13 protein-coding genes are annotated in these 26,039 nt (G+C 60.1%); 6 read left to right on the top strand and 7 right to left on the bottom strand.

Annotated features, from left to right (window positions below):
• Positions 1 to 330 precede the first annotated feature (330 nt).
• From BLU24_RS13055 to BLU24_RS13045, 3 genes are read right to left on the bottom strand one after another with little or no spacing between them, the layout of a single operon-like run.
• Positions 331 to 762, bottom strand: a complete 432-nt coding sequence (locus BLU24_RS13055) for a hypothetical protein (protein WP_093100824.1) — start codon at positions 760 to 762, stop codon at positions 331 to 333.
• Positions 759 to 12,191 (bottom strand): two-partner secretion domain-containing protein, encoded by an 11,433-nt coding sequence (locus BLU24_RS13050; RefSeq protein WP_093100822.1) that lies wholly within the window; start codon positions 12,189 to 12,191, stop codon positions 759 to 761. The genes BLU24_RS13055 and BLU24_RS13050 overlap by 4 nt, the downstream gene beginning before the upstream one ends.
• Positions 12,192 to 12,217: 26 nt before the next feature.
• A complete protein-coding gene (locus tag BLU24_RS13045; RefSeq protein ID WP_093100820.1) occupies positions 12,218 to 13,924 on the bottom strand; it encodes a ShlB/FhaC/HecB family hemolysin secretion/activation protein in 1,707 nt (568 codons plus the stop codon).
• Between the two features lie 220 nt (positions 13,925 to 14,144).
• On the opposite strand from BLU24_RS13045, the gene BLU24_RS13040 reads away from it, so the two are divergent.
• Positions 14,145 to 14,963, top strand: a complete 819-nt coding sequence (locus BLU24_RS13040; protein ID WP_093100818.1) for an alpha/beta fold hydrolase — start codon at positions 14,145 to 14,147, stop codon at positions 14,961 to 14,963.
• A gap of 98 nt (positions 14,964 to 15,061) precedes the next feature.
• On the top strand, positions 15,062 to 15,685 hold the full coding sequence (locus BLU24_RS13035) for a glutathione S-transferase family protein (protein ID WP_093100816.1): 624 nt from the start codon (positions 15,062 to 15,064) through the stop codon (positions 15,683 to 15,685).
• 823 nt (positions 15,686 to 16,508) lie between these two features.
• On the opposite strand, the gene BLU24_RS13030 is transcribed toward BLU24_RS13035, so the two are convergent.
• Positions 16,509 to 17,006 carry a winged helix-turn-helix transcriptional regulator gene (locus tag BLU24_RS13030; RefSeq protein WP_093100814.1) on the bottom strand — a complete coding sequence of 166 codons (498 nt, stop codon included), beginning with the start codon at positions 17,004 to 17,006 and terminating at the stop codon, positions 16,509 to 16,511.
• A 99-nt stretch (positions 17,007 to 17,105) separates the two neighbouring features.
• Between BLU24_RS13030 and BLU24_RS13025 the strand changes: the two genes are divergently transcribed.
• Complete coding sequence (locus tag BLU24_RS13025; RefSeq protein WP_093100811.1) at positions 17,106 to 17,732, top strand: isochorismatase family cysteine hydrolase; 627 nt, start codon at positions 17,106 to 17,108, stop codon at positions 17,730 to 17,732.
• A 35-nt stretch (positions 17,733 to 17,767) separates the two neighbouring features.
• Here BLU24_RS13025 and ptrR read toward each other — a convergent pair whose 3' ends face one another.
• The gene (ptrR, locus tag BLU24_RS13020) at positions 17,768 to 18,646 is read right to left on the bottom strand and encodes a putrescine utilization regulator PtrR (protein WP_093106648.1); all 879 of its coding nucleotides are present in this window, start codon (positions 18,644 to 18,646) and stop codon (positions 17,768 to 17,770) included.
• A gap of 103 nt (positions 18,647 to 18,749) precedes the next feature.
• Between ptrR and BLU24_RS13015 the strand changes: the two genes are divergently transcribed.
• Positions 18,750 to 20,141 carry an aldehyde dehydrogenase family protein gene (locus BLU24_RS13015; RefSeq protein ID WP_093100808.1) on the top strand — a complete coding sequence of 464 codons (1,392 nt, stop codon included), beginning with the start codon at positions 18,750 to 18,752 and terminating at the stop codon, positions 20,139 to 20,141.
• Positions 20,142 to 20,310: 169 nt separating this feature from the next.
• On the opposite strand, the gene BLU24_RS13010 is transcribed toward BLU24_RS13015, so the two are convergent.
• Positions 20,311 to 21,480 carry a DUF1624 domain-containing protein gene (locus BLU24_RS13010; RefSeq protein ID WP_093100805.1) on the bottom strand — a complete coding sequence of 390 codons (1,170 nt, stop codon included), beginning with the start codon at positions 21,478 to 21,480 and terminating at the stop codon, positions 20,311 to 20,313.
• A gap of 218 nt (positions 21,481 to 21,698) precedes the next feature.
• On the opposite strand from BLU24_RS13010, the gene BLU24_RS13005 reads away from it, so the two are divergent.
• Together BLU24_RS13005 and BLU24_RS13000 are read left to right on the top strand one after the other, a co-directional pair.
• Positions 21,699 to 22,295 (top strand): paraquat-inducible protein A, encoded by a 597-nt coding sequence (locus BLU24_RS13005; RefSeq protein WP_093100803.1) that lies wholly within the window; start codon positions 21,699 to 21,701, stop codon positions 22,293 to 22,295.
• On the top strand, positions 22,292 to 22,978 hold the full coding sequence (locus tag BLU24_RS13000; RefSeq protein WP_093100800.1) for a paraquat-inducible protein A: 687 nt from the start codon (positions 22,292 to 22,294) through the stop codon (positions 22,976 to 22,978). Before BLU24_RS13005 ends, BLU24_RS13000 begins: the two co-directional genes overlap by 4 nt.
• Here BLU24_RS13000 and ydiJ read toward each other — a convergent pair.
• On the bottom strand, positions 22,911 to 25,937 hold the full coding sequence (ydiJ, locus tag BLU24_RS12995) for a D-2-hydroxyglutarate dehydrogenase YdiJ (protein WP_093100796.1): 3,027 nt from the start codon (positions 25,935 to 25,937) through the stop codon (positions 22,911 to 22,913). The two genes, BLU24_RS13000 and ydiJ, sit on opposite strands and share 68 nt — an antisense overlap.
• Between the last annotated feature and the right edge of the window lie 102 nt (positions 25,938 to 26,039).

The raw sequence follows: 26,039 nt of genomic DNA, 5'->3' as shown, positions 1-26,039 counted from the left end.
CACCAGCTCTTGGAAAACGAGGAGGCGGGAACGGGGATATACCACGTTTTTGGAACGCTTTCTAAACGTGGTCTGTCCCGATTTCTCGCTCCCTTAAGTACATACCCACCGGCAGCGGAAAGCATTAACGAGATAGCCATCTCGCCCCAATACCCTGGATCGGTCAGCATCATCTCGTAGCTTTCCATTGCCTTGCCCCCTTGCCCGTCATTTGCATAAAGGGGAAAACGGGGGGAAAACGGGGGAAAACGGGGACAGACCACGTTTTTGGAGTAGGTGCTATATAAACGTGGCCTGTCCCCATTTACCCATTTACCCCTCCTCATCAAATTACAACTGAGCCAATACAGGAATTTCTTCTGACAAACAGTAACCTTCGGCTACCACATGCAAACTTAGATTTTCCGACAAAAACTGAATAGCATAATGTTTTTGCTGCTCAGATCCGAAACTCCCTTTCCCCAGCATTAATAAGTCAGACGTTTTGAATTCAGTCAATCTCCCCAATTCAAGTCCAGTTGCATCGCCAACAAAATCAAACACAGCAGTTCCGGGGAAAGGGAGCTTTATAAAGCTACTTACGTTCTTGAAGCATAAGGTCCGTTTTGCCGAGGAAAATTCTTCAGCATCAGTTCCAACACGGTCATAAATTATTTCAACAACTATATCCAAGCCGTCAGAACAGAAAGTCACTTTCGACTCACCATAACCAGGTAGCCAGTCGTAAGGATTGAGCACTTGTAGGGGTTCACCAATCTTCATTTTCTCACCGATTTAAGCTCATTTGCGCCAGTAGGAGGAAGGCCATTATTTCTAAGTTGATCCTGCGCAAGATCATTGAATGTCTTACCGGGATATGCTTCAACTCCAGTTTGATTTCGCCCCACCCACTCGCTCCTTGGAATTCCCGCTTGTTCGAGCGCCGTAGATGATCGTGTGTTCAGGATCAGCCGAGTTCCATTCAGATCAACATAATCCAGAGGCAACTGACTCGGCTTGATGACACCGCTCCTCAATGCGCTGGCGAGGTCTTCAACTGTCTTGATCGGTACGCCGGCCATGGAGGAGTAAATCTTTTGTCCATCAAGACTGAATGTACGGTCGGCCCTAATCATATTTTGAGCAAAATTGGCATTCGTCAAAGAGCCTCTTTCAGTTGCGATGACACCTCGAAAAGCTCCTGCTCCACCTGCAGCTGAAAGCAATAGGGCTAGAGACATCTCGCCCCAATACTCTGGCTCGCTCAACATCATACCGTAGCTTTCGAAAGCTTTGTTTACTTCACCGTTGTTCGCATAAAGCAAGGTGGAGGACAAGTCGAGTTGCCACTGTGAAGCATTCTTGTAGGCGTCCTGCATCCCGAGCGGCAATGTCACATAAGCGTTGTACTCCGCGGGTTCCATGATCATCCATGGTTTTCCCGATTCATCAAGCAACGTATAGCTGACAGGTTTTGAGCCCGCATCCGTATTTAGAACTACATTGCCGAGATTCTGAGACTTGACTCCCGCCAGTTTGAGAATAGTTGAGCAACCCACGCCCGACGAATCGTTTTTGCACGCTTCATATTTTTCAAGGTATTCGTCATAGTGCCCTTGAAAGTTGTATTTGGTAGCATTGGCAGTGATCCAAGCTCCGTTCTCCAGTGTTTGCGCGTCAACGTTTCCTTGCGTCGACGCTGCGAGAACACCAACGATTTGAGAAGCCATCGAGAGCAGATCTTTGTTTCCCCCGACCATCTTGTTCAATTCGACTACAAGAGCCTCATTCGCCCCAGCCGCCAACGCGCCCGTGGCGAAATCCCCACCAGTCATTTCGGACAGCAGCCCACCGACCGCAGCGTGAATAATGACTTTCGTCGCAGAGCCATCATCCACAACACCCTTCGTCAGGTCACCGACCAGGTTGAAGCTGAACGCTGCGACGGTGTTGAAAAGTGCGGTTTGCAGCAAATTGCCAAGGTCAGCATCGCCTCCCACTGCCTTGGTGATCAACGCAGACGTACCACCTTGGATGACCTGACTGCCGGCAAACTTACTCACGCCCTCCCACGTGGCCAATGACGGTCCGGCGTATTTGCCATTGGGGTCAAATTTCACCCCAGTCAGCTTATTCAGATACTCCGACATCAAACCGGCCGTCAGCCCAGAAATCACATACCCCTGCAGCGCATCAGATGAAGTGACGTCCGCAAAAACAGCTCCGAGGTCCCCACCGTTATTGATAAAACTGGTCGTCGCATTTGTCGCTGCTCCGGTAGCCACAGCAGCATAAGTTGCCGCCCAGAACGTGCCCATCCCACTCATCGCCGTCAAAGCTGCCGGTCCAACAACCGCAGCCATCACGATCGCAATGATCATTTGGGACGCCGGGCCAAGGCCCGAATTGTTGTACTTGAACGATTCGTGAACTTCCTTCACAAGCCGCCAATCGACATCCCCACGGGCCTCGGCTTCTTTCAACCACGCCAGTTGCGGGTCAGCCTTGACCATGCTGTCGATGGTCTGGCTGACGGACTGCTGATTTACATCCTTGATGTCGATTTTCAAGCCATCGACGGCTTTGATAACGATGTTGCCCTTGGCAATCATCTGGGTCTGGCGAAGGGTTTCGTCAGTGTTGCCCTTGCCTTTGGAGGACACCCAAGCAGCGTTATTGTCGGTCTTGGTATGGCTTTCGTTGTGAAGGTCTTTTACCGCTTCAAAAGTGATCGAGCCACCGCTGTCCAGGGTGATGTTATTGCCACTTTCAAGCTTGGCCACCTGATAAAGCTGATCGCCGCCGCTCTTGAGGGTCAGATCGCCGCCAGACTTGATCTCGGAGCCGACATACTTGTTGTCGGTAACCTCGTCGTGCTGCATTTTCAGCTTGCCGAAGCCACCCTTTTTCTTCATGTCGTACAGCGAGTAATCGGTGTCCTGCAAAGCGAGAATCTGCAGGTTATCGCCCGCCACCAGATACGCCTCATCCCCCGCCGTCACCCGACTGGAAATCACACTCAGGTCCTTGCCCGCATCCAGCTTGACGTCGCCGCCTGCGGTAATACCAGACATCACCTGGGTAACATGGTCCTCCTGGCGCTTTTCGTTTTTGTTTTTCGAGTCCGAATGTTCCTCGTCCGCCGCCGAGGTAATCACCAGATTATCGGTCGCCTTCATCGACACATCACGCTTGGCATCGATCTCGCTGGCGATGACGTTGATGTCGCGTTTGGCGTCTGCCTTGAAATCTCGACCGGCGTCGATCTCGGCACCCAGTTGGGTGGTATCGCTGGCATTTGCCCGCGAGCCCAGTGACACGCTGTCATTGACTTGCACCGACGCCACATTCACATCACGCCCGGCATTCAGCGTCATGTCCTGCCCGCTTTTCAGAACGCCGCCAATGACGTTGATGTCCTTCGCCGCTTTGATGGTCAGGTCATTCACGGCTTCGATGCGTGCTGCGTTGTCGGCAAAATCCTGATGACGAGTGACGGAGCCGTACTGGTCGTCCATCGAAGTGATGGTCCGCTCGTTGATCACATCGCCGGTGCGGGTGGTCAGGCTGACGTCCTTGCCGGTGATGATGCCGCCGGCCTTGTTGATGATGTTGTTGGTTGCCAGCAGATCGAGGCGATTGCCCGCTTCGATCGAACCGCTGTTGATCAGATCCTTGCCGGCTGTCGCGGACAGGTTGTTGGTAGCTTTCAGCGTGCCGACGTTGTCGAGGTTTTCCCCGGCGATCAGCGTCACGTCATTACCGGCAATCAGTGCCCCGGTCGGGCCGAGGCGACCATTGGCTTGCGCCAGATACACCACGGGCACCAGCACTTTTTCGCCGTTCACTTCGTGCTCTTCGAGCCAGACGATATCGTGGGTCAGCGCGGCGACTTGCTGCGACGTCAGGCCAACACCGACCGACAGGTTGAGCGCGTCCTTGCTGGCGATGGCGTTGTTCATCAGGTACTTGAACATGCCCTCGTTGGAGGTCTGGCCGTCGAGGAACGCCTGGCCGGTGCGCGCGGTTACGGCTTGCTGGATCAGGCGTTGTTCATAGAGGCCATCGCCCAGGCGCTTGGCGCTCTGGTCGGGGTCGTAGCCAAGTTTGTCGAGCAGGTAATCGGAGCTCATGAACGACTTGAGGTCGGTGAGTGCCGGGTTGGTTTCGATCAGGTATTTGTGTGGGTTGGACGGTGCCTGGGTGTCCGGTAGGCCAGTCACGCGGGTGACCGGACGGGTGTCGATGGACTCCTTGGCGTCGTTGCCCCGGTCTTTCATGCCGGGGCCCGCCGAACTCTGCGGCAACTTGACGTCAATCTCGCTGGCAACGGCCTTGACCACGGTTGGCGTGCGGTGGAACGTATCGACGGCACGGGTGCTGTCGGAGACCGGAGCCGGGCCGTCGACGAACAGGTTGCGTGGACCGCCAGCAGTGCCGGCCACCAGGTGATCGAGAGCGTTTACTGATTCAGTAGCGACCGTCCATGTCGGCGCGGGCCCGATGTTGGCGGATGCAGTGCCGCTGCTGCCCTGCCCGCTCAAACGGAACAGACCGTTCTCGCCGGTCGGCAAGGAAAACCCAGGCAGACTCAGCGGATTGACCTGCTGTTGAGCCAGGTCCGGTGGCAATTGACTGTTGATGCGCACCACGGTGGTGTTGCCGTTGCCCACGCGGGTATCGGCGACTTTGTTGGTGCCGCCGCTGGCGCTGTAGTCCTGCTGGATAACGCTGTTTTCAATTTCTTTGGTGGCGTTGATCGAGACCTTGCCACCGGCCTGAATCACCGCGTTGCGTCCGGTGGTTGTGCCGGGCGCACCCGCGCCATCGACGCTCACTTCAACCGGATTGCCTTTCTGGAATTGCGTCAGTTCGGTCGGTATCGCCAGCAGATTGTTTGGGTCGTACAACGATGGCGTCGACGTTTCGAAGCCAGCGCTATAACCCGACATGGCCCGGCCATATTTGCTGTTACCGACGTTGGCACCGGTCTCGGCGTCAACGATGACAACGCTGCTGCCCACGGTTTTGGCGATCGCTTTACGGATCAGACCTTCCGGTGCGATCACGTAATACATGAACGGGAAATCAGGGTTGTTGCGCTGGTTGTACGGCATGATCACGTTGGCCATGAATTGCGCCGTGGTGCCCGTGCCCATTTCGAAGTTGTACTGACGGGTGACCTCGATGGTCCCGCTTTGGGTGCCGATGTTCTTCAGGCTGACCGCGGTGATGTCGATGCCGCCGCCCGCCGCGATGGTGCTTTTGCTGTTGAGGAACGTACCGCCATGGAAGACAAAGTCCTTGCCAACGTTGAGGACGGCAGACGCGCTGTTATCGGTGTCGATGAATTGGTACGTCTCGCGAGTCGCAAGGAAGTTGTTGAACGTACTGCCCACGCAGTCACCACAGGTGGCCGCGATAAAGCCTGAAATCAACTTGCGTTCAGCCGACGCCGTTGGCCCTTCGGTGCGGTTCTCGAACACGTCGGCATCCAGCGTGAACCCGCCGCCGCTCTCCATCGAACCGGAAATGTTGTATACCCCCGCCGCTCGCGTGCCGCCGCTATAGCCGGCGATCACCACGTTGCCCAGACCGTAGAAATCACCGCTCTGGTTGGTCAGCGTGCCGACGTTGAGGGTCATGTCGTTGCCGCTGAAAATCAGGCCGCGGTCGTTCAGCAAGACCGGCGCCTTGACGATCAGGTTTTGTGCCGCACCGAGGGTGCCATGGTTGACGAGGCTGCCAGCGTTGACAGTCAGGTCTTCGCCAGACGTGATGCGACCGGCATTGAGCAGTTGCCCGTCAATCTGGATCGTCGACGTCGCACCTGCAGCAAAACTGCCGGCCGCGCCAAGGTTCATCGAAGCCGCAGACAGATAGGTGTCGCGCAGGCTGGTCAAGCGCCCGTTGCCGCCATAGCTGCCGGACAAGCGCATGTCGATCGATCCGTCACTGGCGATCAAGCCATCGTTGGTCCAGTTGCCACCGCGGATCTGCAACGAATCCGAAGCCAGCAATTTGCCGCTGGCGGTCTGGCTGAACTCGCGAACGTTGACGTTCAGGCGACCGGCCTGAATGACGTTGGAGTTGCTCCAGGTATCGGCGTTGAGTTCCAGCAGGCCACCGGTGACGATGCTGCCGCCGGCGCCGATGACATTGGCGGTGGAAATGTCGAACTTGCCACGCCCGACGTGGTTGAGTTGCCCGCCGCCATTGAGGAAGCCGCCGAGTGCGAGGGTCATGTCGACGTTGGCGGTTTCCAGCACGCCGTTGCGGTTGTCGAGCAAACCGCCGATCTGGAACAGGGTCTTGCCGCTATTGCCCAGCGAACGCAGACGGCCGTTCTGGTTGTCGACGCTGGCAGCTTTGACGGACAGTTGAGTGGTGCTTTCGATGACGCCCGCGCCATTGCGCAGTGCGCCGCTGAGGCCGAAATCGATGCGGTTGGCGGCGATCTGGCCGCTGGCGTTTTCCAGGCTGGTGCCGCTGACGCTCAGCAGACCTTTCGAATAGAGCACGCCACTGCTGTTATCCAGCGCCGCCGTGGTCACGCCAAGGTCTGCCGCTTGTGCGGAAATCCGCCCGCCGTTGTTGTTCAGGCCGGCCAGCGCCGAGAGGATCAGGCTCTGCGCCTGAATGATCCCGCCCTGACGATTGTTATTGAGATCAAAACCGTTGCGTAGCACGCCCACCGTACGTGCTTCCAATGCGCCTTTGATACTCGACAGCGTGCCGCCACGGTTATCGATGTTGGCGGCTTTGACCAGGACATTGCCGTTCTGGGCGATGACCTTGCCGCTCTGGTTGTCGAAGTTGCCGCTGACGTCGAGGATCAGTGCGGTTTCACTCTGAATCGAGCCTTTGGCATTGCTCAGGCTGGCCGCGGTCAATTGCACATCGGCGTTCTTGCTGTAGATCAGACCGTCGCCACTGTTGTTGACGGCGCCCGTCGCGATGAGCTGCAACTGATCATTGGCAGCGATCGTGCCCTTGTTGCTGTTGTCCAGCGAACCGGTGCGCGCCTCCAGGCTTTTCTGACTGGCGATCTGGCCGTTCTGGTTGCGCAGATCGGTCACGCCCTTGATCAGCATCGGCCCTGCGGCGGCCAGTTTGCCGGCGGTGTTGTTCAGCTCACCGCTCAGGTTGAGGGTGATCGCCGCATTGCTGGCGATCTGTCCGCCCTGGTTGTCGAGGCGCGAAGCGGTGGCGTTGAACGCCTGCTCGGCATTGATGATTCCGCCGGCGTTGGTGAACGCCGTGCTGACGATATCCAGCGCCGCGCCACTGGAAATCAGGCCGCCGAGGTTATTGTTCAGCGCGCCGCCCAGCGTCAGGGTCTGCCCGGCTGCGCTACTGAGGTTGCCTTTGTCGCTGTTGTCGAGCGAACCGGCCTTGATGTTCAAATCGCCCTGCGCAACCACGGCGCCGGCGTTGCTGTTGAGCAGCGCGTCCTTGAGATCCACCGATACATCGGCGAACTTGCTCGAGAGCGTCCCGCCGTTGCGGTTGTCCAGGCTGTCGCCATTGACGGTGAGGCCTTGCCAGCCCGACAGCAGGCCTTTCTGGTTGATCAGAGTAGTGCCGCGCAACAGCAGTTTTTCGCCGCTGATGATTTTGCCCGACGTGTTGTTCACCGCTTGGGCGATGAGATCGAAACCGAGGTTGCTGGAGATTTCGCCGCTCTGGTTGCTCACGTCACGCAGACGCTTGAGGGTCAGCGGACCTTGGGCGGTGAGCAAGCCGTTCTGGTTATCGAGGTCGCCGTTGGCCAGGTCGAGGGTGACGGCTTTATCGCCGAGCAGGCGGCCGCCGTTCTGGGTCAGCGAGGTCAGGTGCAGATCGATGTCGCCACTGGCGGAGACTTCGCCGCCGTTGCTGGAGTCCAGATCGGTGGCAGTCAGCGTCAGCTGGCCCTGGCTGTTGATCAGCCCGTCGTCGCGGTTGTTCAACTCGCCACTGCTGATCCCAAGTGTTTGCGCGGCACTGATCAGCCCTTTGGCGTCGTTGCGCAGCAGGCCATCGACGCTCAGGTCGAGGTCGCCACGGCTGACCACGCTGCCACCGCTGTTGTTCAGGCTCGCGGCCTGCACATCGATGGCTGCGGCGCCGATCATGCCTTGCACGTTGTTCAGGGCTGCGGCGATACGCAGGGTCAGGCTCTGATTGCTCAGCAGCTTGCCGTTGCTGTCGTCGAGACTTTGCGCGGCAAGCGTAAAGGCTTCAGCGCTGGAGATCGTGCCGCCCTGGTTGTTGACGCCGTTGAGTTGCGTCAGCAGCAGCGTCCCAGGTGCGTTGATCAGACCACCGATGTTGTTCAACTGGCCGTGGTTCAGATCGAGGCTCAGGCTTGAGTTGCTGAACAGTTTGCCGCCGCGTTGATCGAAGCCGGTGACCGAGGCTGTCAGGGCATTCTGGCTGCCAATACTGCCGTCACCGCCGTTGGTGACCTGGCCGGCAGTCAGGTTCAGCGTGTCGGCGCTGCTGAGCCGACCAGTGCTGTTATCGAAGGCGCCCGTGCTGATGCTGACGGCGCCTTTAGCGCTGAGGGTGCCCTGCGAGCGGTTGTCGAGGCTGGCGCTGTCAAGCACCAGCGCGCCGTCGGTGACGATCTGGCCGCCCTGGTTGTCGACGCTACCGTCACTGTTGACGGTCAGATCGCCGGCGCTGGACAGGCTGCCGCCGCTGTTGGTCAGTTGCGCCGTTTTGACCGTCAGCGCCTGTTCGCTGCTGACCTTGCCCTGGCTGTTATCGAACGCGCCGCTGAGGGTCAATTGCAGATCGTGCTGACTGAGCAATGATCCGCCATTGACCAGCGTGCGTCCGCGTAGATCGAGCGATGTACCTGCGTCGATCAGGCCTTTGCTGCGGTTGATCACCTCATCGACGATCAGGGTCAGCGCCTTGCCGGTGAAGACCTTGCCGTCCTCGCTGTTGTTGAGTTTTGTGCCGCTGATGTGCAGATCAGCGTTGGTGCTGATTTCGCCGCCACGGTTGTCCAGATCAGCGACCGTCAGGCTCATGTCCTGGCTTGAACCGAGCAGGCCGTTCTGCCGGTTGTCGAGTTGATCGGCGTCCACTTTGAGTACGCCAGTGGCGATCAACTTACCTTTCTGGTTGTTGACGGTGCGCGCCCCGACATTCACGTCTGCTTTGCCGGCCATGCTGCCTTCGCCGTTGATCAGCTCATCGGCGGTAACCGTAAGTTGCCCGTCAGCGATGACCGTGCCGAGCTGGTTGTTCAAAGCGTTGTCGGCGTTCAAAAGCAAGGCGCCGCGGCTGCTGATCAAGCCCTGCCCGTTGTCGAGGCTGGCGCTGTGGCTGTCCAGCGAGGCGCCGGAAATCACGCCTTTTACGTTGTTCAAGGCCGCCGCAATGCGCAGGGTCAGGCCCTGTTGGCTGAGCAGTTTGCCGTTGCTGTTATCGAGGCTTTGTGCGGCGAGCGCAAAGGCTTGCTGGCTGGAGATTTCGCCGTTCTGGTTGTTCACGCCGTTGAGGTTTTTCAGCAGCAGCGTGCCCGGCGCGTTGATCAAGCCGTTCTGGTTATTCAGCAGGCCGTTGTGCAGATCCAGAGTCAGGTCGGACTTGCTGAACAGTTCGCCGCCCTGCTGATCCAGCCCGGTCAGCGAAACGTCCAGCGCCTGTTGGCTGGCGATGCGCCCGCTGGCGTTGTTGACCTGCCCGGCCTTGAGCGTCAGTGCCGCACCGCTGGTGAGCTTGCCGCCAGCGCTGTTGTCGAATGCGCCGGTTTCGACGCGGCTGATGCCCTGGCCGAAGATCACGCCTTTGTGGCTGTTATCCAGGCTGGCGCTGTTGAGGGTCAGCGCGGAGTCCGTGCTGATCGAACCGCCCGAATTGAGCAACGCGCCGGTGCTGGTCAGGCGCAGATGACCGGCGCTGCCGAGGCTGCCGTTGCGGTTGTCGATACGCGCGGCGTTGACGCTCAGCGCGCCTTCAGTGCTGATGATTCCGGCGTTGATCAGTGCATCGTCCAGGGTGATCACCAGGCCGTTGAGGCTGCCGAGCGTGCCGCCGCTGTTGTCCAGCGTCGTGCCAGTGACGGTCGCCGCGCCTTTGACGGCGGAGATCAAACCCTTGTTCTGGTTGATCAGTCTGGCGACGCTCAGACCGAGGTCGGTACCGGCGAGGATCTTGCCGCCATCGCTATTGTCCAGGCGCAGGCCTTTGACGTTCAGCAACAGGCTGCTGGAGATCTCGCCGCCGCGGTTATCGATGTCGTCAACGCTGAGTGTCAGCGCTTTGGTAGTGCCGACCAGACCACCGTTCCGGTTGTCGAGGGTTTTACCGCTGAGGTTCAGATTGCCCTGGGCGACCAGTTCGCCGCCCTGCTGTTGCAGCAGACCGATGGTCGCCAGCAGGTCGCCCTGACTGGAAATCCGCCCGGCGGCGTTTTGAATCTCGGCGGCCGTGAGATTGAAAGGCCCCGCTGCGCTGACCAGACCGCCGCTGTTGTCCAGACGGTTACCGACGTAAGTCAGGCCGGCCTTGGCGCTGATCACGCCTTTGTCGCGGTTATCCACTTGCGCGACATTCACGCTCAACTGCTGATCAGCCTGAATCACCCCGGCCCGGTTATCGGCCACATCGCCGCGCAACGCCAGGGTGCTTTTGCCGATGATTTTACCGTCGCGGTTATCCAGCGTACCGGCCTGCACATCGATGGCGCCTTTGGCCGAGATATCGCCTTTGTTGCGGTTGTCGAGCGTGCCGCTGATGCGTGTCGTCAGGCTGCCATCGCTGACCAGCGCACCACCCTGGCGGTTATCCAGACTCGCGGCTTTGACGAACACCGCAGCGCCCGAACCGAGCACACCGTCACGATTGTCCAGCGCACCGCGCAGATCGATCGACAGGCCCAGATCACCAAGCACCTGGCCGCTGAGATTGTTCAGCGCCCCGCCTGTGACGGTGATGTTTTTCGCGCTGAGCATGCCGCTCTGGTTGTTCAGGATTTGCGTGGCGTTGACGCTCAGGTTGCGGCTGGCGGCAACGCTTTTGCCGGCGTTATCAACGATCCCTGCGCTCAGGCTCAGATCGCCGCTGGCATTGCGGCTGCCGTCAGCATTGATGCCGGCCTCGATGGCGCCAGCGTTGGTCAACTGCCCGCCGACGCTGAGGGTGATGCTGTCGCGTGCGGCGAGGGTCTGGCGGTTGGTCAGGTTGCCCTGGGTTTGCACGTTCAGCGCAGTGCCGGCGTAGATCGGACTTTTTGCATCAAGGCTGGCGGCTTTGACGTTGACCGCGCCGGCCGCCGAGGTGTCGGCCAGGCTCAGTTGGCCGTTGGCGTCGAGCTGGATATCACCGCCGCTGGCAATCAGTTTGCCGTCGAGTTTCACCCCGACCCCGGCTTCGGTGCCGACCAGTTTGATCGCCCCGGCGTACATGCCGCCGAGCGCCGAGGAATCGATCGCCAGTTGCGGTTTGGCGCTGCCGTCATCGGCGCGGGCGGTGGCATTCAGGCTGTCGGCATTGACGTCGTTGCGACCGGCAACAATCGCCAGGTTCTGCGCCTGAATCTGTGCGTTGATTTTCGCGCTGCGGGTGATGATCTCGAAACGATCGACGTTGCTCGCGTTAATGCCCGCGCCTTCAATCGCTACCGTGCCTTGGTCGACCTGGAACCGGTCCAGTCGGCCGTTTTCGATCACCGGTTTACCGGTGGTGAGAGTGACGCGCGGCGAGTTGATGAAACCGCAACCGTTACAAGTGATGCCGTACGGGTTGGCGACGATCACCCGCGCCGACTGCCCCGCCACTTCGGTATAACCACGCAACTGGCTCGGGTTACCGCTGATGACTTCGTTGAGAATCGCTTGCGCTGAACCGCTGTTCCTCAGGTTCGGGTTGCCGATGACATGGCCGCCCAACTGCGTGTTCGATGTTTGCGTTGCGCCGTTGTTAAGGATGACACCCTGCGCACCGACGTTGTAATCGTGGAACTGATTGTGCGACAGACCGCTGGCATTGGGCGTGGCGATGTTGATGATCGGCACACCGTTGCCGGCCCGATCCAGCGTGGTGTTCGGGTTGGCGACGACGATGCCGTCAGCCTGCGCCCACAGCGGTTGCCAGAACATGACGTTCGCCAGCACAAAGGCCAGGCCGCGCTTGGGCATGCCAAGGAAAGTCTCCTGGTTGTTTGCGGCTGCGCGGGGCTGATCGGCGAGCGAGACGGGGTGACGAACGTCCATGTGGGCGGTTCTCTAGAAAGTCGTTATCAGATGAAAAAGTCGAGGCGGAAATAGATCGGTGCTTCGCGCTCGGGCAGCGCATCCGGTGGTTCCAGGGAATGGGCAAAGGTCACGCTGGCGGCGACGTGCTGGCCGCGGGCGAACAGCTCCAGCGAGTTGCTCGACATGCGCCCGTGCTGATCGCCGTTGTAGCGATCGTTGGCGATCACACCCTGGTCGTAACCGAGGCTGGCGCCGTACTCGGCGAACACCGGTTGCAGCCAGTCGGCGCTCACCGGCCGGCTCCAGCGCAGATCGTTGCGCCAGTAGCCACCGCTGTCGCCGGACAGCGACTGGTCCTTGTAGCCACGGATCGATGACGATCCGCCGAGGCTGGTGCGCTGCGAACTGAACAGCACGTCTTCGCTGCGCTGACCGGTCATCAGGCTGCTGAAGCTGAACGACTCGCCCCACAGCTTGAACGGCTGCAAGTAGCTCAGGGTTGCGCTGTATTTGCGGTAGCGCGCTTCGGGTTCACCGGGGCCCGGATCGTGGCTGCCCTGCGCATCGAAGGCGCCGATGCCTTCCTGCACGCCGGCGTCAAAGTTGACGAACGCACTGCCGATACGGCGGCCGTGGTTGAGGCCGAACTGCGCTTCGCTGATGCGGTTGCTGCTCAGCTTGAGCTTACTGTCTTCGATAAAGTTGTTGGTGCGCAGGTACGACACGCCGGCGCTGAGGGAAGTCTTGCTGACCGAGTCGCGATGAATCACCCGCTCGGCGCGCAGCTGATGGTTTTCGCTGTCGCCGGTCTGCTTGAAGTTGTAGCCATTGGCGGCGATCTGCGAACGGTATCCGCTCTGGCTGTAGGTGTAGCTGAACGTCCACCAGCCCCACGGCAGGTTGTAATTAAGCATGGCGTTGTTGGAGGTGTGCTGATGGTCGGTCATCGCATCGTGGCCGCCGCGCAAGCTCAACTGATCGGCCAGGCCGAGCGGGCTGTCCCAGTCGAACGAAGTGCCCCACTGCTGTTCGCCGGTGCTGCGCTGGCCGTCGTTGCTGCGCGACAGCCCGGCGCGCCATGGCTTCTGCGGCGTGTTGGTCACACGCACCTCACTGCCGCCGACATTCTGCCCGGGGGCCAGCTCCATTTTTGCCTGATTGGACGGCAGGCGATTGAGCTGATCGACCATCTGCTCGATCTCGCGCAGGTCGACCAGCTCTCCGGTTTTACCGGGAAAGGCCATGGCCAGCTCACGATCCGAGAGCCGACTGTTGTCGGTGCCCTTCATGCCTTCGAGCCGGCCTTCGACCACCAGCACTTGCAGATGCCCGCTGGACAGGTCCTGTTGCGGCAGATAGGCGCGACTGGTGACCAGCCCCTTCTCGATGTAGTGATCGGTGATGACTTTGAGCAGCTCATTGAGCTGGGGCACGCCGAGGCATGCGCCGATGTAAGGCTTGAGCAGGCGTGTCTTTTCGCCCTCGCTCAGGCTGTCTGCGCCTTTGAGTTCGATGTGCTCGATCGGGAAACAGCGGCTATCGGTGGGAGTTGCCGGTTGCGCTGGCTTGAGATCTTTGCCGGGCAAATCCTTGAGTTCTTCGAGACGGCGCTGCTGCTCTTCGAGCAGGCGATTCTGGCGGTCGCGGATAAGGTCGGTTTCACCGGGAGTGGGTGCAGCAACGGCGAAATGAAGCGGAGAAAGGCACAGCAACGCTACGCACAACCGCGCCACGAGGGCGGGTGAGGACATGTTCGATCCCTCGAGACGAAAGTGACATCAAAATAGTGGCGCGATATTAGATGGCCATCATTTTGACGTCAAACTTATGTTCTACCATTGGTCGGGCTCGAGGCGATGTTGCGCGGGTAAACCAGCACCTGCGTACAAGTGCAAAACCGTTGTTGCGCAGATAGTGAACGCTGCCCATTCGGCATTCAGTCATACTTACACACGATCACAAGGAGTTTTCATGAGCACCTTCAAGACCCAAGACGGCACCGAGATCTATTACAAGGACTGGGGCAGCGGCAAACCCGTGCTGTTCAGCCATGGCTGGCCACTGGATGCCGACATGTGGGAATACCAGATGGAATACCTGAGCAGCCGCGGCTACCGCACCATCGCCTTTGACCGTCGCGGGTTTGGCCGCTCTGATCAGCCGTGGACCGGTTATGACTACGACACTTTCGCCGATGACATCGCCGGTCTGATCAACCATCTGGACCTGCGCGACGTGACCCTGGTCGGTTTCTCCATGGGTGGCGGTGACGTCAGCCGCTACATTGCCCGGCACGGCAGCGAGCGTGTGGCTGGCCTGGTGTTGTTGGGTGCAGTAACGCCGCTGTTCGGCAAGAAGCCCGACTTCGCCCAAGGCGTCGACAAGTCGGTGTTCGACGGGATCAAGGCTGGCCTGCTGAAGGACCGCGCGCAGTTCATCGCCGATTTTGCCGCGCCGTTCTACGGCACCAATCAAGGCCAGACGGTTTCCGACGGCGTGCTCACGCAGACCCTGAACATCGCCCTGATGGCGTCCTTGAAAGGTACGGTGGATTGCGTCACCGCGTTTTCGGAAACCGACTTCCGCCCGGACATGACCAAGGTTGATGTGCCGACGCTGGTAATCCACGGTGACGGTGACCAGATCGTGCCGTTCGAAACCACCGGCAAACAGGCCGCTGCGCAGATCAAGGGCGCCGAGCTGAAAGTCTATGCGGGTGCGCCGCACGGTTTTGCCGTGACTCATGCACAGGCGTTGAATGAAGATTTGCTGGCGTTCCTGCAACGCTGATAAATCGACATGAACGAGAAGAGCCCGCCCGTGTGCGGGCCTTCTTTTTTCTGCTGTGCTATTTATTGGCTTGTATCGACTCTCGGGAAGGACAATCCATGTTGCGGATACTTGGAAGGGCTTCATCGATCAACGTGCGCAAGGTGCTGTGGACGTGTGCCGAATTGGGCATTCCGTTCGAGCGCGAAGACTGGGGATCGGGGCTTCAGTCGACGCATACAGCGGAGTTTCTCGCGCTCAATCCGTGCGCAATGGTGCCGGTGATTCAGGACGATGATTTCACCCTGTGGGAATCGAATACGATCATTCGTTATCTGGTGGCGCGTTATGGCGGCGCGGCGCTCTATCCCGTAGAAGCGCGGGCGCGGGCGCAAGTTGATCAGTGGATCGATTGGCAGGCTTCGGAGCTGAATCGGTCGTGGTCGTATCCGCTGATGGCGCTGGTGCGAAAGTCCCCGGATTATCAGGACAGCGCTGCGCTGGCCGCCGGTTGTCGGGACTGGGCGCGGAACATGGAGATTCTTGATCGCCAGTTGCAGAAGACCGGGGCTTACGTCAGCGGGGAGGCGTTTTCTCTGGCGGACATTCCGATCGGGCTGTCGGTGAATCGCTGGTTCAAAACGCCGCTGGCGCATCCTGATTTCCCTGCGGTCAGCGCTTATTACGAGCGGTTGAGTTTGCGTGAGGGGTATCGGTTGTATGGGCGTAATGGTACGCCGTGAGCCTTTGAATCTGGCCGCGATGCTCTTGAATCTGTGGGAGCCAGCCTGCTGGCGATGGCTTTCTTCCGGGCGGTGAGTTTTTTTGGTTTGGGGACATATCCGTTGCTGCGGGTGCTGTGGCTGGCGGTTTCGCCCTTACGGCGAGTCCCTTTTTCAAACGCCGGAGTGCCGGCCCAGCAAAAAGGAACCAAAAGGCTTTGCTCCTACGTACGGCCCTCGCAGGCTCGGGTCCCTTCGCTCCGGGATCGATCCGGGCGCAGCGGCTACGGTTTGCTTCGCTGCACCTCCTTCCGCTGTGTACGACTGCGTCGTACGGTCGCTGCGCTCCCACGCCCGGATCGATCCCTCCACTCAGCCTTCCGATGTCGCCGGTTAGGCAAGATCAAGATCAAGGGCACTCGAGCTTGCGCTCATTGTTGAGTGGTGAGAAGCGGGTGGTTGGCTTGGAATTGGTGGTGGGGCTGCCCCTCATCGGAACGCCGCCCGCCCAGCCCTCTCCCCCTGGAGAGGGAGCCGATTTTGATTGGATTTGAAATTTGTATTCGACTCGGTTTTTCATGTCGACGTAGCCCCCACATCCACCGCGATCAGTCCCCTCTCCCTACGGGCGGTCCGACGTTTCGGGAGGGATAGGGTGAGGGGCTTTTGATTCTGCCCTCAAGCGATGGCAGCGCGTCAGCCAAGCATTCTCTTTGCTGGTCCAACCAATCCAAACTGTGGGAGCCAGCCTGCTGGCGATAGTAACGGGTCGGATATCCCAACGGTGACTGACCCTCCGCCTTACCGAGCTGTCTCGCTCCTGCAAGGGTCGTTGTTTGCATGGCTATCTGTTTTTGAACGCCTCGCGCCGTGCCTGGCGTTCGGCGACGTAAGCCGCTTGCGGCTGGCTGATCAGATCTTCACGGCGCAATGGTTCGCCGCAATGCGCGCACACCGGCCCGAGGCCTGCGGGGTGGTTGCAGGGTTTGTGGGTGAAGACCACCGCCAGTTCTTCCTCGGGGGCTTTACACCAGGTTTCGCCCCAGGCGCGCAAGGCCAGGATCACTGGGTAGAAGGCTTCGCCTTTCGCGGTGAGGTGATATTCGTAGCGTTTCGGCCGTTCGTTGTACAAACGCCGCTCGACCAGTCCGTCCGCCTCCAGGCACTTGAGACGCGTGGCGACCATCTGTGGGGTGCCACCGGTCTGCGCCTGGATCTCGTCGTAGCGATGGTTGGCCATGAACAACTCGCGCAGAACCAGCACGGTCCAGCGATCACCGACGATGTTTTCGGCCAGTGAAATCGGGCACAGCGTGGCGGGTGCGCTATCGTCTTCAGCCATCGGAGCTTGCCTCTTTTGCGGTTACTATGATTATCATATCAACACGATGCCGGGACAAGCCCTGCGCACCGCTCTTTCCTTTTGCCGGAGCAAGCCGCCATGTCAAACCCTCTCTACCCGCTGGACCGCACTGCCTATCTGCTGGTCGATCCGTACAACGATTTCCTTTCCGAGGGTGGCAAGGTTTTCCCGCTGATCAAACCCATGGCCGAGCAGAACGGCCTGCTCGACAACCTGCGCAAACTCGACCGCGCGGTGCGTAGCCTGCGCATTCCGGTGGTGATCGTACCGCATCATCGTTGGGAAAAAGGCGATTACGAAAGCTGGGATCACCCCACGCCTACGCAGTGCAAGGTCATGCACATGCATCATTTCGCCCGCGGCGAATGGGGTGGCGAATGGCATCCGGATTTCACCCCGCAGGACGGCGACATTGTCGTTCAGGAACATTGGGGCTCAAGCGGTTTTGCCAACACCGACCTGGATTTTCGCCTGAAGCAGAAAGGTATCACCCACGTCATCATCGTCGGTCTGCTGGCCAATACCTGCATCGAAGCCACCGCCCGCTATGCAGCTGAACTCGGCTACCACGTCACGCTGGTCCGCGATGCGACCGCCGCGTTCAAAGAAGAGATGATGCACGCGGCCCACGAGCTCAACGGTCCGACCTTCGCCCATGTCATTACCGACACCGATGCGTTGATCGCCAGCCTCGAGTCGCAATAAGCCCATGCCTGACCGCGGCTGAGTTGCAGCCGCGGTCAGGCATCCGCCGGCACCACCCCACGCTCTTCGAGCAAGCGCACGAACATGCTCAAGCTGCGCGACACCGTGCCGCGACGCCAGACCAGCCACGTGGTCAGGTAACGAAAATCCGCAGTCAATGGCCAGACGCTGACGGTTGCGCTGCCGGGCATGCTTTGCAGCATTTTGCGCGGCATCAGCGCCAACCCGGCGCCGGCACTGACGCAGGCGAGCATGCCGTGGTAGGACTCCATTTCGAAGATCTTGCCCGGCACGGCGGCGTCGGTGCTGAACCATTTTTCGAAGTGATGGCGATAAGAGCAGTTGGAACGAAAGGCGTAGATGTTTTCGCCGTTCACATCTGCCGCACGCTGGACGGGCGCATGGTTGAGCGGCGCGATGATGACCATTTCTTCCTCGAAGGCCGGCACGCCTTCCAGGGCTGGATGCAGCACCGGGCCATCGACGAACGCCGCCGCGAGGCGCCCGGCCAGCACGCCGTCGATCATGGTCCCCGATGGACCGGTCGACAGGTCCAGATCGACTTTTGGATGCAGTTGGTTATACGCCGCCAGCAGTTCGGGTATGCGCACCGCCGCCGTGCTTTCCAGCGATCCCAAGGGAAACGCACCCTGCGGTTCTTCACCCGCCACCGTTGCCCGCGCCTCCTGCACCAGATCGAGAATTCGCCGCGCGTACTCGAGAAAACTCCACCCGGCCGGTGACAGGCGCAAACGGCTTTTCTCACGAATGAACAGATCGACGCCCAGGTCTTGCTCCAGTTGCTTGATCCGCGTGGTCAGGTTCGACGGCACGCGATGGATTTGCGCGGCCGCGGCGCTGATGCTGCCGTGCTCGGCCACGGCTTTGAAGATTTCCAGTTGCACCAGGTCCACAGACATTCTCCAATCGTGAAAGAAACGATCTTTATTATTCAGTTTCCAGAAAACAAACACCACCCTACTCTAGGCCAATCCACTGAACACGCAGGACGACGCCATGAGCCAGATTTCCAGCCAGACCCACGCCATTTCGATCAACCCAGCCACCGGTGAGCAGATCGGCCACTACGCCTTCGAATCCGCTGCCGCCCTTGATGATGCGCTGACTCGCACCGCTTACGGCTTCGGTAAGTGGAAGCGCAAGCCGTTGCAGGATCGCTCTCGCTTGCTGACTGCCCTCGCCGGCTCGCTGCGCGACACCGCCGACGCCATGGCGACCATGATCACCCTGGAAATGGGCAAGCCGATCGCCCAGGCTCGTGGCGAAATCGAAAAGTGCGCCAAGCTCTGCGAGTGGTACGCCGAACACGGCCCGGCCATGCTCGACGCCGAACCGACTCAGGTCGAGGGCGGCAAGGCGCGCATTGAATACCGCCCGCTCGGGCCGATTCTGGCGGTGATGCCGTGGAACTTCCCGATCTGGCAAGTGCTGCGCGGCGCCGTGCCGGCGCTGATCGCTGGCAACACTTATGTGCTCAAACATGCGCCGAACGTGATGGGCAGCGCTTACCTGCTGCGCGACGCGTTCACCCGCGCCGGTTTCGCCGATGGTGTGTTTGAAGTAATCAACGTCACGCCAGAAGGCGTATCGACCGCCATCGCCGACCCGCGCATTGCTGCGGTCACGCTGACCGGTAGCGTCCGCGCTGGTATGGCCATCGGTGCTCAGGCCGGTGCTGCCCTGAAAAAATGCGTGCTGGAGCTGGGCGGCTCCGACCCGTTCATCGTGCTCAACGATGCTGACATTGATGAAGCCGTGCAGGCTGCTGTCATCGGTCGCTATCAGAACTCCGGTCAGGTCTGTGCGGCGGCCAAGCGTCTGATCATCGAGGAAGGCGTGGTCGAGGAGTTCACGCGTAAATTCGTGGAAGCCACACGTCAGTTGAAGGTCGGCGATCCATTGGCTGCCGACACTTACGTCGGCCCGATGGCGCGTTTCGACCTGCGCGATGAACTCGACCAGCAAGTACGCGACACCCTGGAAGAAGGCGCGACGCTGCTGCTCGGCGGCGGCAAAGCGGCTGGCCCGGGCAACTACTACGAGCCTACCGTGCTGGCGGACGTCACCGACCGCATGACCTCGTTCAAACAGGAACTGTTCGGCCCGGTCGCCTCGATCATCACCGCCCGCGACTGCGCCCACGCCGTAGCGCTGGCCAACGACAGCGAATTCGGCCTGACCGCGACGATCTACACCGCCAACGTGCCACTGGCTCAGCAACTGACCAGCGAACTGGACACCGGCGGCGTGTTCATCAACGGCTACTCCGCCAGTGACCCGCGCGTGACCTTCGGTGGCGTAAAGAAAAGCGGTTTCGGCCGCGAGCTTTCACACTTCGGCGTCCGCGAATTCTGCAACGCGCAGACTGTGTGGCTGGATCGTAAATGACCCTGTAGTCAGCCTGCTGGCGGTTGCATCTGATCAGTTGAATCTTTTTTGGCTGACAGACCGCTATCGCGAGCAGGCTCACTCCTACAGGTCTGGGTTGCAGCTCCGTTGCGGGCACAACACAAAACACTGTGGGAGCCAGTCTGCTGGCGATGGCGGCGGTCAGTGCTTACAAATACTTCAACCAGGTCAGATCCCGACGGCGCGCTTTCAAGTCCGAAAACCAGCGCACGGCCGGGAACAGTGCAATCGCCAGAATGATTGCGGCCAGCCAGATTGCCGCCACCGACGAAAAGCCAAAATAGCTGCCCTGATTCAGCCCGAACAGCACTACGCCGATCAGGTACAGCACTTTCAAGGCATACAAGTGCAGCAGATAGAAAAACATCGGTGCCGAACCGAACACGGTCAGCCAGCGAATCCAGCGCCGCTCCTGCACGCGTTCGAACGCCAATAGCAGCAACAAGCCGATACTCACTGTCAATGCAATAAACAGCAGCGACGGCGGGTACTTGGTGATGTTGAAAAAGCTCATCAAAGTTTGCACCAGCGTGTCGCCTGCGGCCCATGGCTTTTCCCCGTAACCGTTGAGCAGCCGCAGCGCGACAAAGCCAAGCAGCCCTGCGCCACCGGCGATCAGCAGGCGCCGTTGCCGCACAACGGCGTCGACGCCGCGGGCAAACCACGGCCCCAAGGCGTAGCCCAGACCGATCACACCGATCCACGGCAACAACGGATAGGAGGTGCGCAGACGCAAGCTGTCGCTGACGTCGATCCAGCCGCGATCATGCAGGATCGCCCAAGGCACATGCAGCGCCGATTCCAACGGAAAATGCACACCGTCGAGCAGGTTGTGACCGGCGATGATCAGCACACTCAACGTCAGCAATAGCGGGCGCGGCAGCCAGACCAGTGCCGACAAGGCGATCATGCTCAAGCCGATCGCCCAGATCACTTGCAGATAAATCACGCTTGGCGGCAGCTGGAACGTCCAGGCAAAGTTGACCAAGGTGAATTCCAGCACCACCAGAAACAACCCACGCTTGAACAGAAACGCGCTGACATCCGCCTTGCCGGCATATTTCTCCCCGAACAGCCACGCCGACAACCCGGTCAGCAGCACGAACACCGGGGCGCACAGGTGCGCCAGGGTGCGACTGAGGAACAGCGCCGGCTCAGTGCTGGCAATGTCCATCGGATCGCTGACCTGACGGTGCAGCAGGAAGGTTTCACGCACATGGTCGAGCAACATGAACAGGATCACCAGCCCCCTGAGCGCATCGATGGACAACAGTCGGCCGGACGTAACCGGAGCAGATCGGGACAGCGCAATCGTCATGGATATTTCACACTCGAAGAAAAGACACCAGGCGGGAGCGACTGGCCGCCTGAAAAACTGCGTTACCTTATAACATCAAAAACGCAACATCCAAACCCGATCGAGAGTGATTCTCAGAAATTATCCATCGTATGCCCCGCTGCATTTGCCCAATCGCCTCAGACTTCTATAGTGATCAAGTCTCCCCTGCCCTTGCGGCTGATTGCCGAGCGTGGTCCATGGTCAACACCGAACACCTGATCATCTGCGAGCACTGCGACTGCGTTTATCAAAAAGTCGTCCTCGCCAAACACCAGAAAACTCTCTGCGTACGCTGCGGCGGCGTCTTGCAGCGCTACAACGGCCTGACCATCGAACAGCGCCTGGCACTGACCTTCACGGCTGCGATGCTGTGGCTGTTCGCCAATTTCTACCCGGTGATGAGCATCAGCCTCAAAGGCCTGAAGAACAGCGCCACGCTGTGGGATTCGGTGCTGGCGCTGAGTCAGGGGCCGATCACCTTCATCGCCATGGTCGCGGCAATCGCGATCATCATCGCCCCGGCCTTTCAATTGGTGTTGCTGATCTGGGTGCTGGGTTTTGCCCTGACGTCGCGACGGGCACCGGGCTTCAAGCTGTCGATGCGCTGGCTGGAGACCCTGCGTCCGTGGAGCATGCTTGAGGTGTGCCTGCTGGGTGCGATGGTCGCGGTGTTCAAGCTCGCCGGGCTGCTCGACGTGCTGCCGGGCATCGGCCTGTTCGCTCTGGCGGCGCTGAGCCTGATGATGATCCGCATTGCCGGGCGCGACATCCGTGAACTGTGGGATATTTTATGAAACGTCCACCGACCGCCGCCGAGCTCAACCTGTGCCTGTGTCACAGCTGCGGCCTGGCCTGCGATATGCGCGACGAACCGCATTATTGCCCGCGCTGCGATGCGCCACTGCACCGACGCAAGACCAATTCGCTGACGCGCACCTGGGCGTACATGCTTGCCGCGCTGGCGTTTTACGTGCCGGCCAATCTGCTGCCGGTGATGAATACGCTGATGCTCGGCAGCGGCGCCGACAGCACGATCATGAGCGGCGTGCTGGAATTCTGGGAAGCGGGTGCGTGGGACATTGCCCTGATCATTTTCATCGCCAGTATCGCCGTGCCGGGGATCAAGTTCGTCGCCCTGACCTTGCTGCTGATCACCGTGCAGCGCGACACCGCCTGGGCGCGCAAGGAGCGCTCGAAGCTGTACCGTTTCGTCGAGCTGATCGGTTATTGGTCGATGCTCGATGTGCTGGTGGTGGCGTTGGTCGCCGCGCTGGTGAAATTCCAGACGCTGGGCGACATCGAGCCACGACCGGGCATTCTGTTTTTCGGCCTGGTCGTGGTGTTCACCATGCTCGCGGCAATGAGCTTCGATCCGCGGCTGATCTGGGACAAGGACACCGACGACAGCGTCAGCGACGCTGAGCCGCCAGCAGCACCTGTAACGGATGACGCAACGCCTGATCCGACTGGCGCTTGACCTGGCTGCGGCACGAATAGCCGGTCGCCAGCGCTTCGCCCTGCTCCGCCGATGCGTCGACCTGGCGCGCCCAGGACTGCTCGTAAATCAGCGCCGAGGTCTGACGATTGCGCGCCTCGTGGCCGTAAGTGCCGGACATGCCGCAGCAGCCGGTGGCCTGGGTTGTCAGTTTCAATCCGGCACGCTCGAACACCTGCTCCCATTGGCGGGTCGCAGCGGGCGCATTGGTTTTCTCGGTGCAATGGGCGAGCAGACGGAATTTTGCTTCGCTGTGCGGCGGCACCTGCTCGGGCATCACCTTGAGCAACCACTCCTGTACCAGCTGAACTTCCGGGCAATCCTGCAGGCCGGGAACCTTGAGATATTCCTGGCGATACACCAGCGTCATGGCCGGGTCGAGGCCCAGCAACGGCACGCCGACATCCGCCAATTCACGCAACTGCCGCGCATTGCGCAGCGCCGCACGGTTGAACGCCGAAAGGAAGCCCTGCACATGCAACGGTTTGCCGTTGGCGCTGAACGGCGCCAGGTAAACCTGATAGCCCAGGCGCGAAATCAACTCGACCAGATCCGCCAGCAGCGGCGCTTCGAAATAGCGGGTGAACGCGTCCTGCACGATCACCACGCTGCGTTCACGCTGCGCCGGTTTCAGCGCCGACAGCGTCGCAACGGTTGCCGGCTGCACCTGCCAGCGGCGCATCGCGGCGTGAAAATCGAAACGGCTGAGCAACGGCACATCGACCATGCCACCGACTCGCTCGAGCACTCCGCGCACCCACGTCGCACCCATCAAGCCGTTGTACAGCGCCGGAATTCGCGCCATGTACGGAATGCTGTACTCCAGCGAAGCGATCAGATAATCCCGCGCCGGACGCAGATACCGTGTGTGATACAGCTCAAGAAAACGCGAACGAAAATCCGGCACGTTGACCTTGACCGGGCATTGCCCCGCGCAGGATTTACACGCCAGACAACCGGCCATGGCGTCATAGACCTCATGGGAAAAATCCGCCGACCGGGCCCGCGTGTTGCGCCAGCGCTGCCATAACGTTGCAAAAAACGCCGGTCGGCGAATCGCCCCGGACAACACGTCGACACCCGCCTCGCCCTGCAAGCGCAGCCACTCGCGGATCAACGAGGCGCGGCCCTTGGGCGATTGTGCGCGCTCGCGGGTGGCTTTCCACGACGGGCACATGGCGTCATCGGGATCGAAGTTGTAGCAGGCGCCGTTGCCGTTGCAATGCATCGCCGCGCCGTAGTCCTGCCAGACCTTCTCATCGATCTGTCGATCAAGTTCGCCGCGCAGGGTCACTTCATCGATTTTCAGCAATGCCGCATCGGTGTTGGCCGGCGTGGCGATCTTGCCGGGGTTGAACTGATTGAACGGGTCGAACGCGGCCTTCAGCGCTTGCAGCGCCGGGTACAACTCGCCGAAAAACGCCGGCGCGTATTCCGAGCGCAGGCCTTTGCCGTGCTCGCCCCAGAGCAGCCCGCCGTAACGTTGAGTCAGCGCGGCGACGCCATCGGACACCGGGCGCACCAGTGCCGCTTGCTGCGGGTCTTTCATGTCGAGAATCGGCCGCACGTGCAGCACGCCGGCATCGACGTGGCCGAACATGCCGTACTGCAAGCCGTGGCTGTCAAGCAGATCGCGCAGCTCGGCGATGTACTCGGCCAAGTGCTGCGGCGGTACCGCGGTGTCCTCAACAAACGGTTGCGGCCGCGCTTCGCCGGCGACGTTGCCGAGCAGGCCGACCGCGCGCTTGCGCATGCCGTAGACCTTGTTCACCGCCGCGTGACCGACTGCCAGAGTATGGCCCAAGCGTTCAACGGTTTGATCACTGCTCAAATGCTCGACAAACGCAGCGACGCGAGCTTGCAATTCATCCGGATCGTCACCGCAGAATTCGACCAGATTGATACCCAAAGTCGGCCGCTCGGCGCTGGCGGGGAAATACTCGGCGACGCCATGCCAGACAATGTCCTGCATCGCCAGCAGCAACACTTTCGAATCCACGGTTTCGATCGACAGCGGCTTGAGCGCCATCAACGCGCGCGCATCGCGCAGCGCGTCCATGAAACCGGCGTAGCGGATGTTCACCAGCATCGTCTGCCTGGGAATCGGCAGCACATTCAGCCGCGCCTCGACGACAAACCCTAGCGAACCTTCAGCGCCGCACAAAACGCTGTTCAGATTGAAGCGGTTATCTGCTTCACGCAGATGCGCGAGGTCATAACCGGTCAGGCAGCGGTTGAGATCTGGGAAGCGCTGTTTGATCAGTTCGCCCTGCTCATCGATGATCTGCCGCGCGCAGCGATAGACTTCACCGACCCGATCATCACGCACGCACTGCGCTTGCAGCTCGCTTTCGTCCAGCGCCTGAGCGCGCAAACGCTCGCCGCCACGCAAAATCATGTCGAGTTCCAGCACATGGTCGCGGGTCTTGCCGTAGGTGCAACTGCCCTGGCCGCTGGCATCGGTGTTGATCATGCCGCCGACGGTGGCGCGGTTGGACGTCGACAGTTCCGGGGCGAAAAACAGCCCGGCGGATTTCAGTGCGGCATTGAGCTGGTCCTTGACCACCCCGGCCTGCACCCGCACCCAGCGTTGCTCGACGTTGATTTCGAGAATGCGGTTCATGTGTCGCGACAGGTCGACGACGATGCCGTCAGTCAGCGACTGGCCATTGGTGCCGGTGCCGCCGCCGCGTGGCGTGATCACCACGTGCTGATGTGCCGGCTCGGCGATCAGCCTCGCCACCCTAGCGACGTCGTCGGCATCCATCGGGAACACCGCCGCCTGGGGCAGACGCTGATAGATTGAGTTATCGGTGGCCAGTACCACGCGACTGGCGTAATCGGCGCTGATTTCACCGCGAAAGCCGCTGGCCCTGAGGGCTTTGAGAAACGCCTGATAATCGGCAGTGAGGGTGCTTGCGGGCGACAGCTGGGCAATCATCGGTCAGGGTATCTCGGTCAAAATCGGGCCGTGTGGCGGTGAACAGTTGTACGCAACGAATGATTGCGTCAGGCTCCGCCATCTCAGGGTGCCCATGTTCAT

It is taken from the genome of Pseudomonas sp. Z003-0.4C(8344-21), assembly GCF_900104975.1.
Taxonomy (GTDB): domain Bacteria; phylum Pseudomonadota; class Gammaproteobacteria; order Pseudomonadales; family Pseudomonadaceae; genus Aquipseudomonas; species Aquipseudomonas granadensis.
This window is presented reverse-complemented; position numbering and strand designations above follow the sequence as displayed.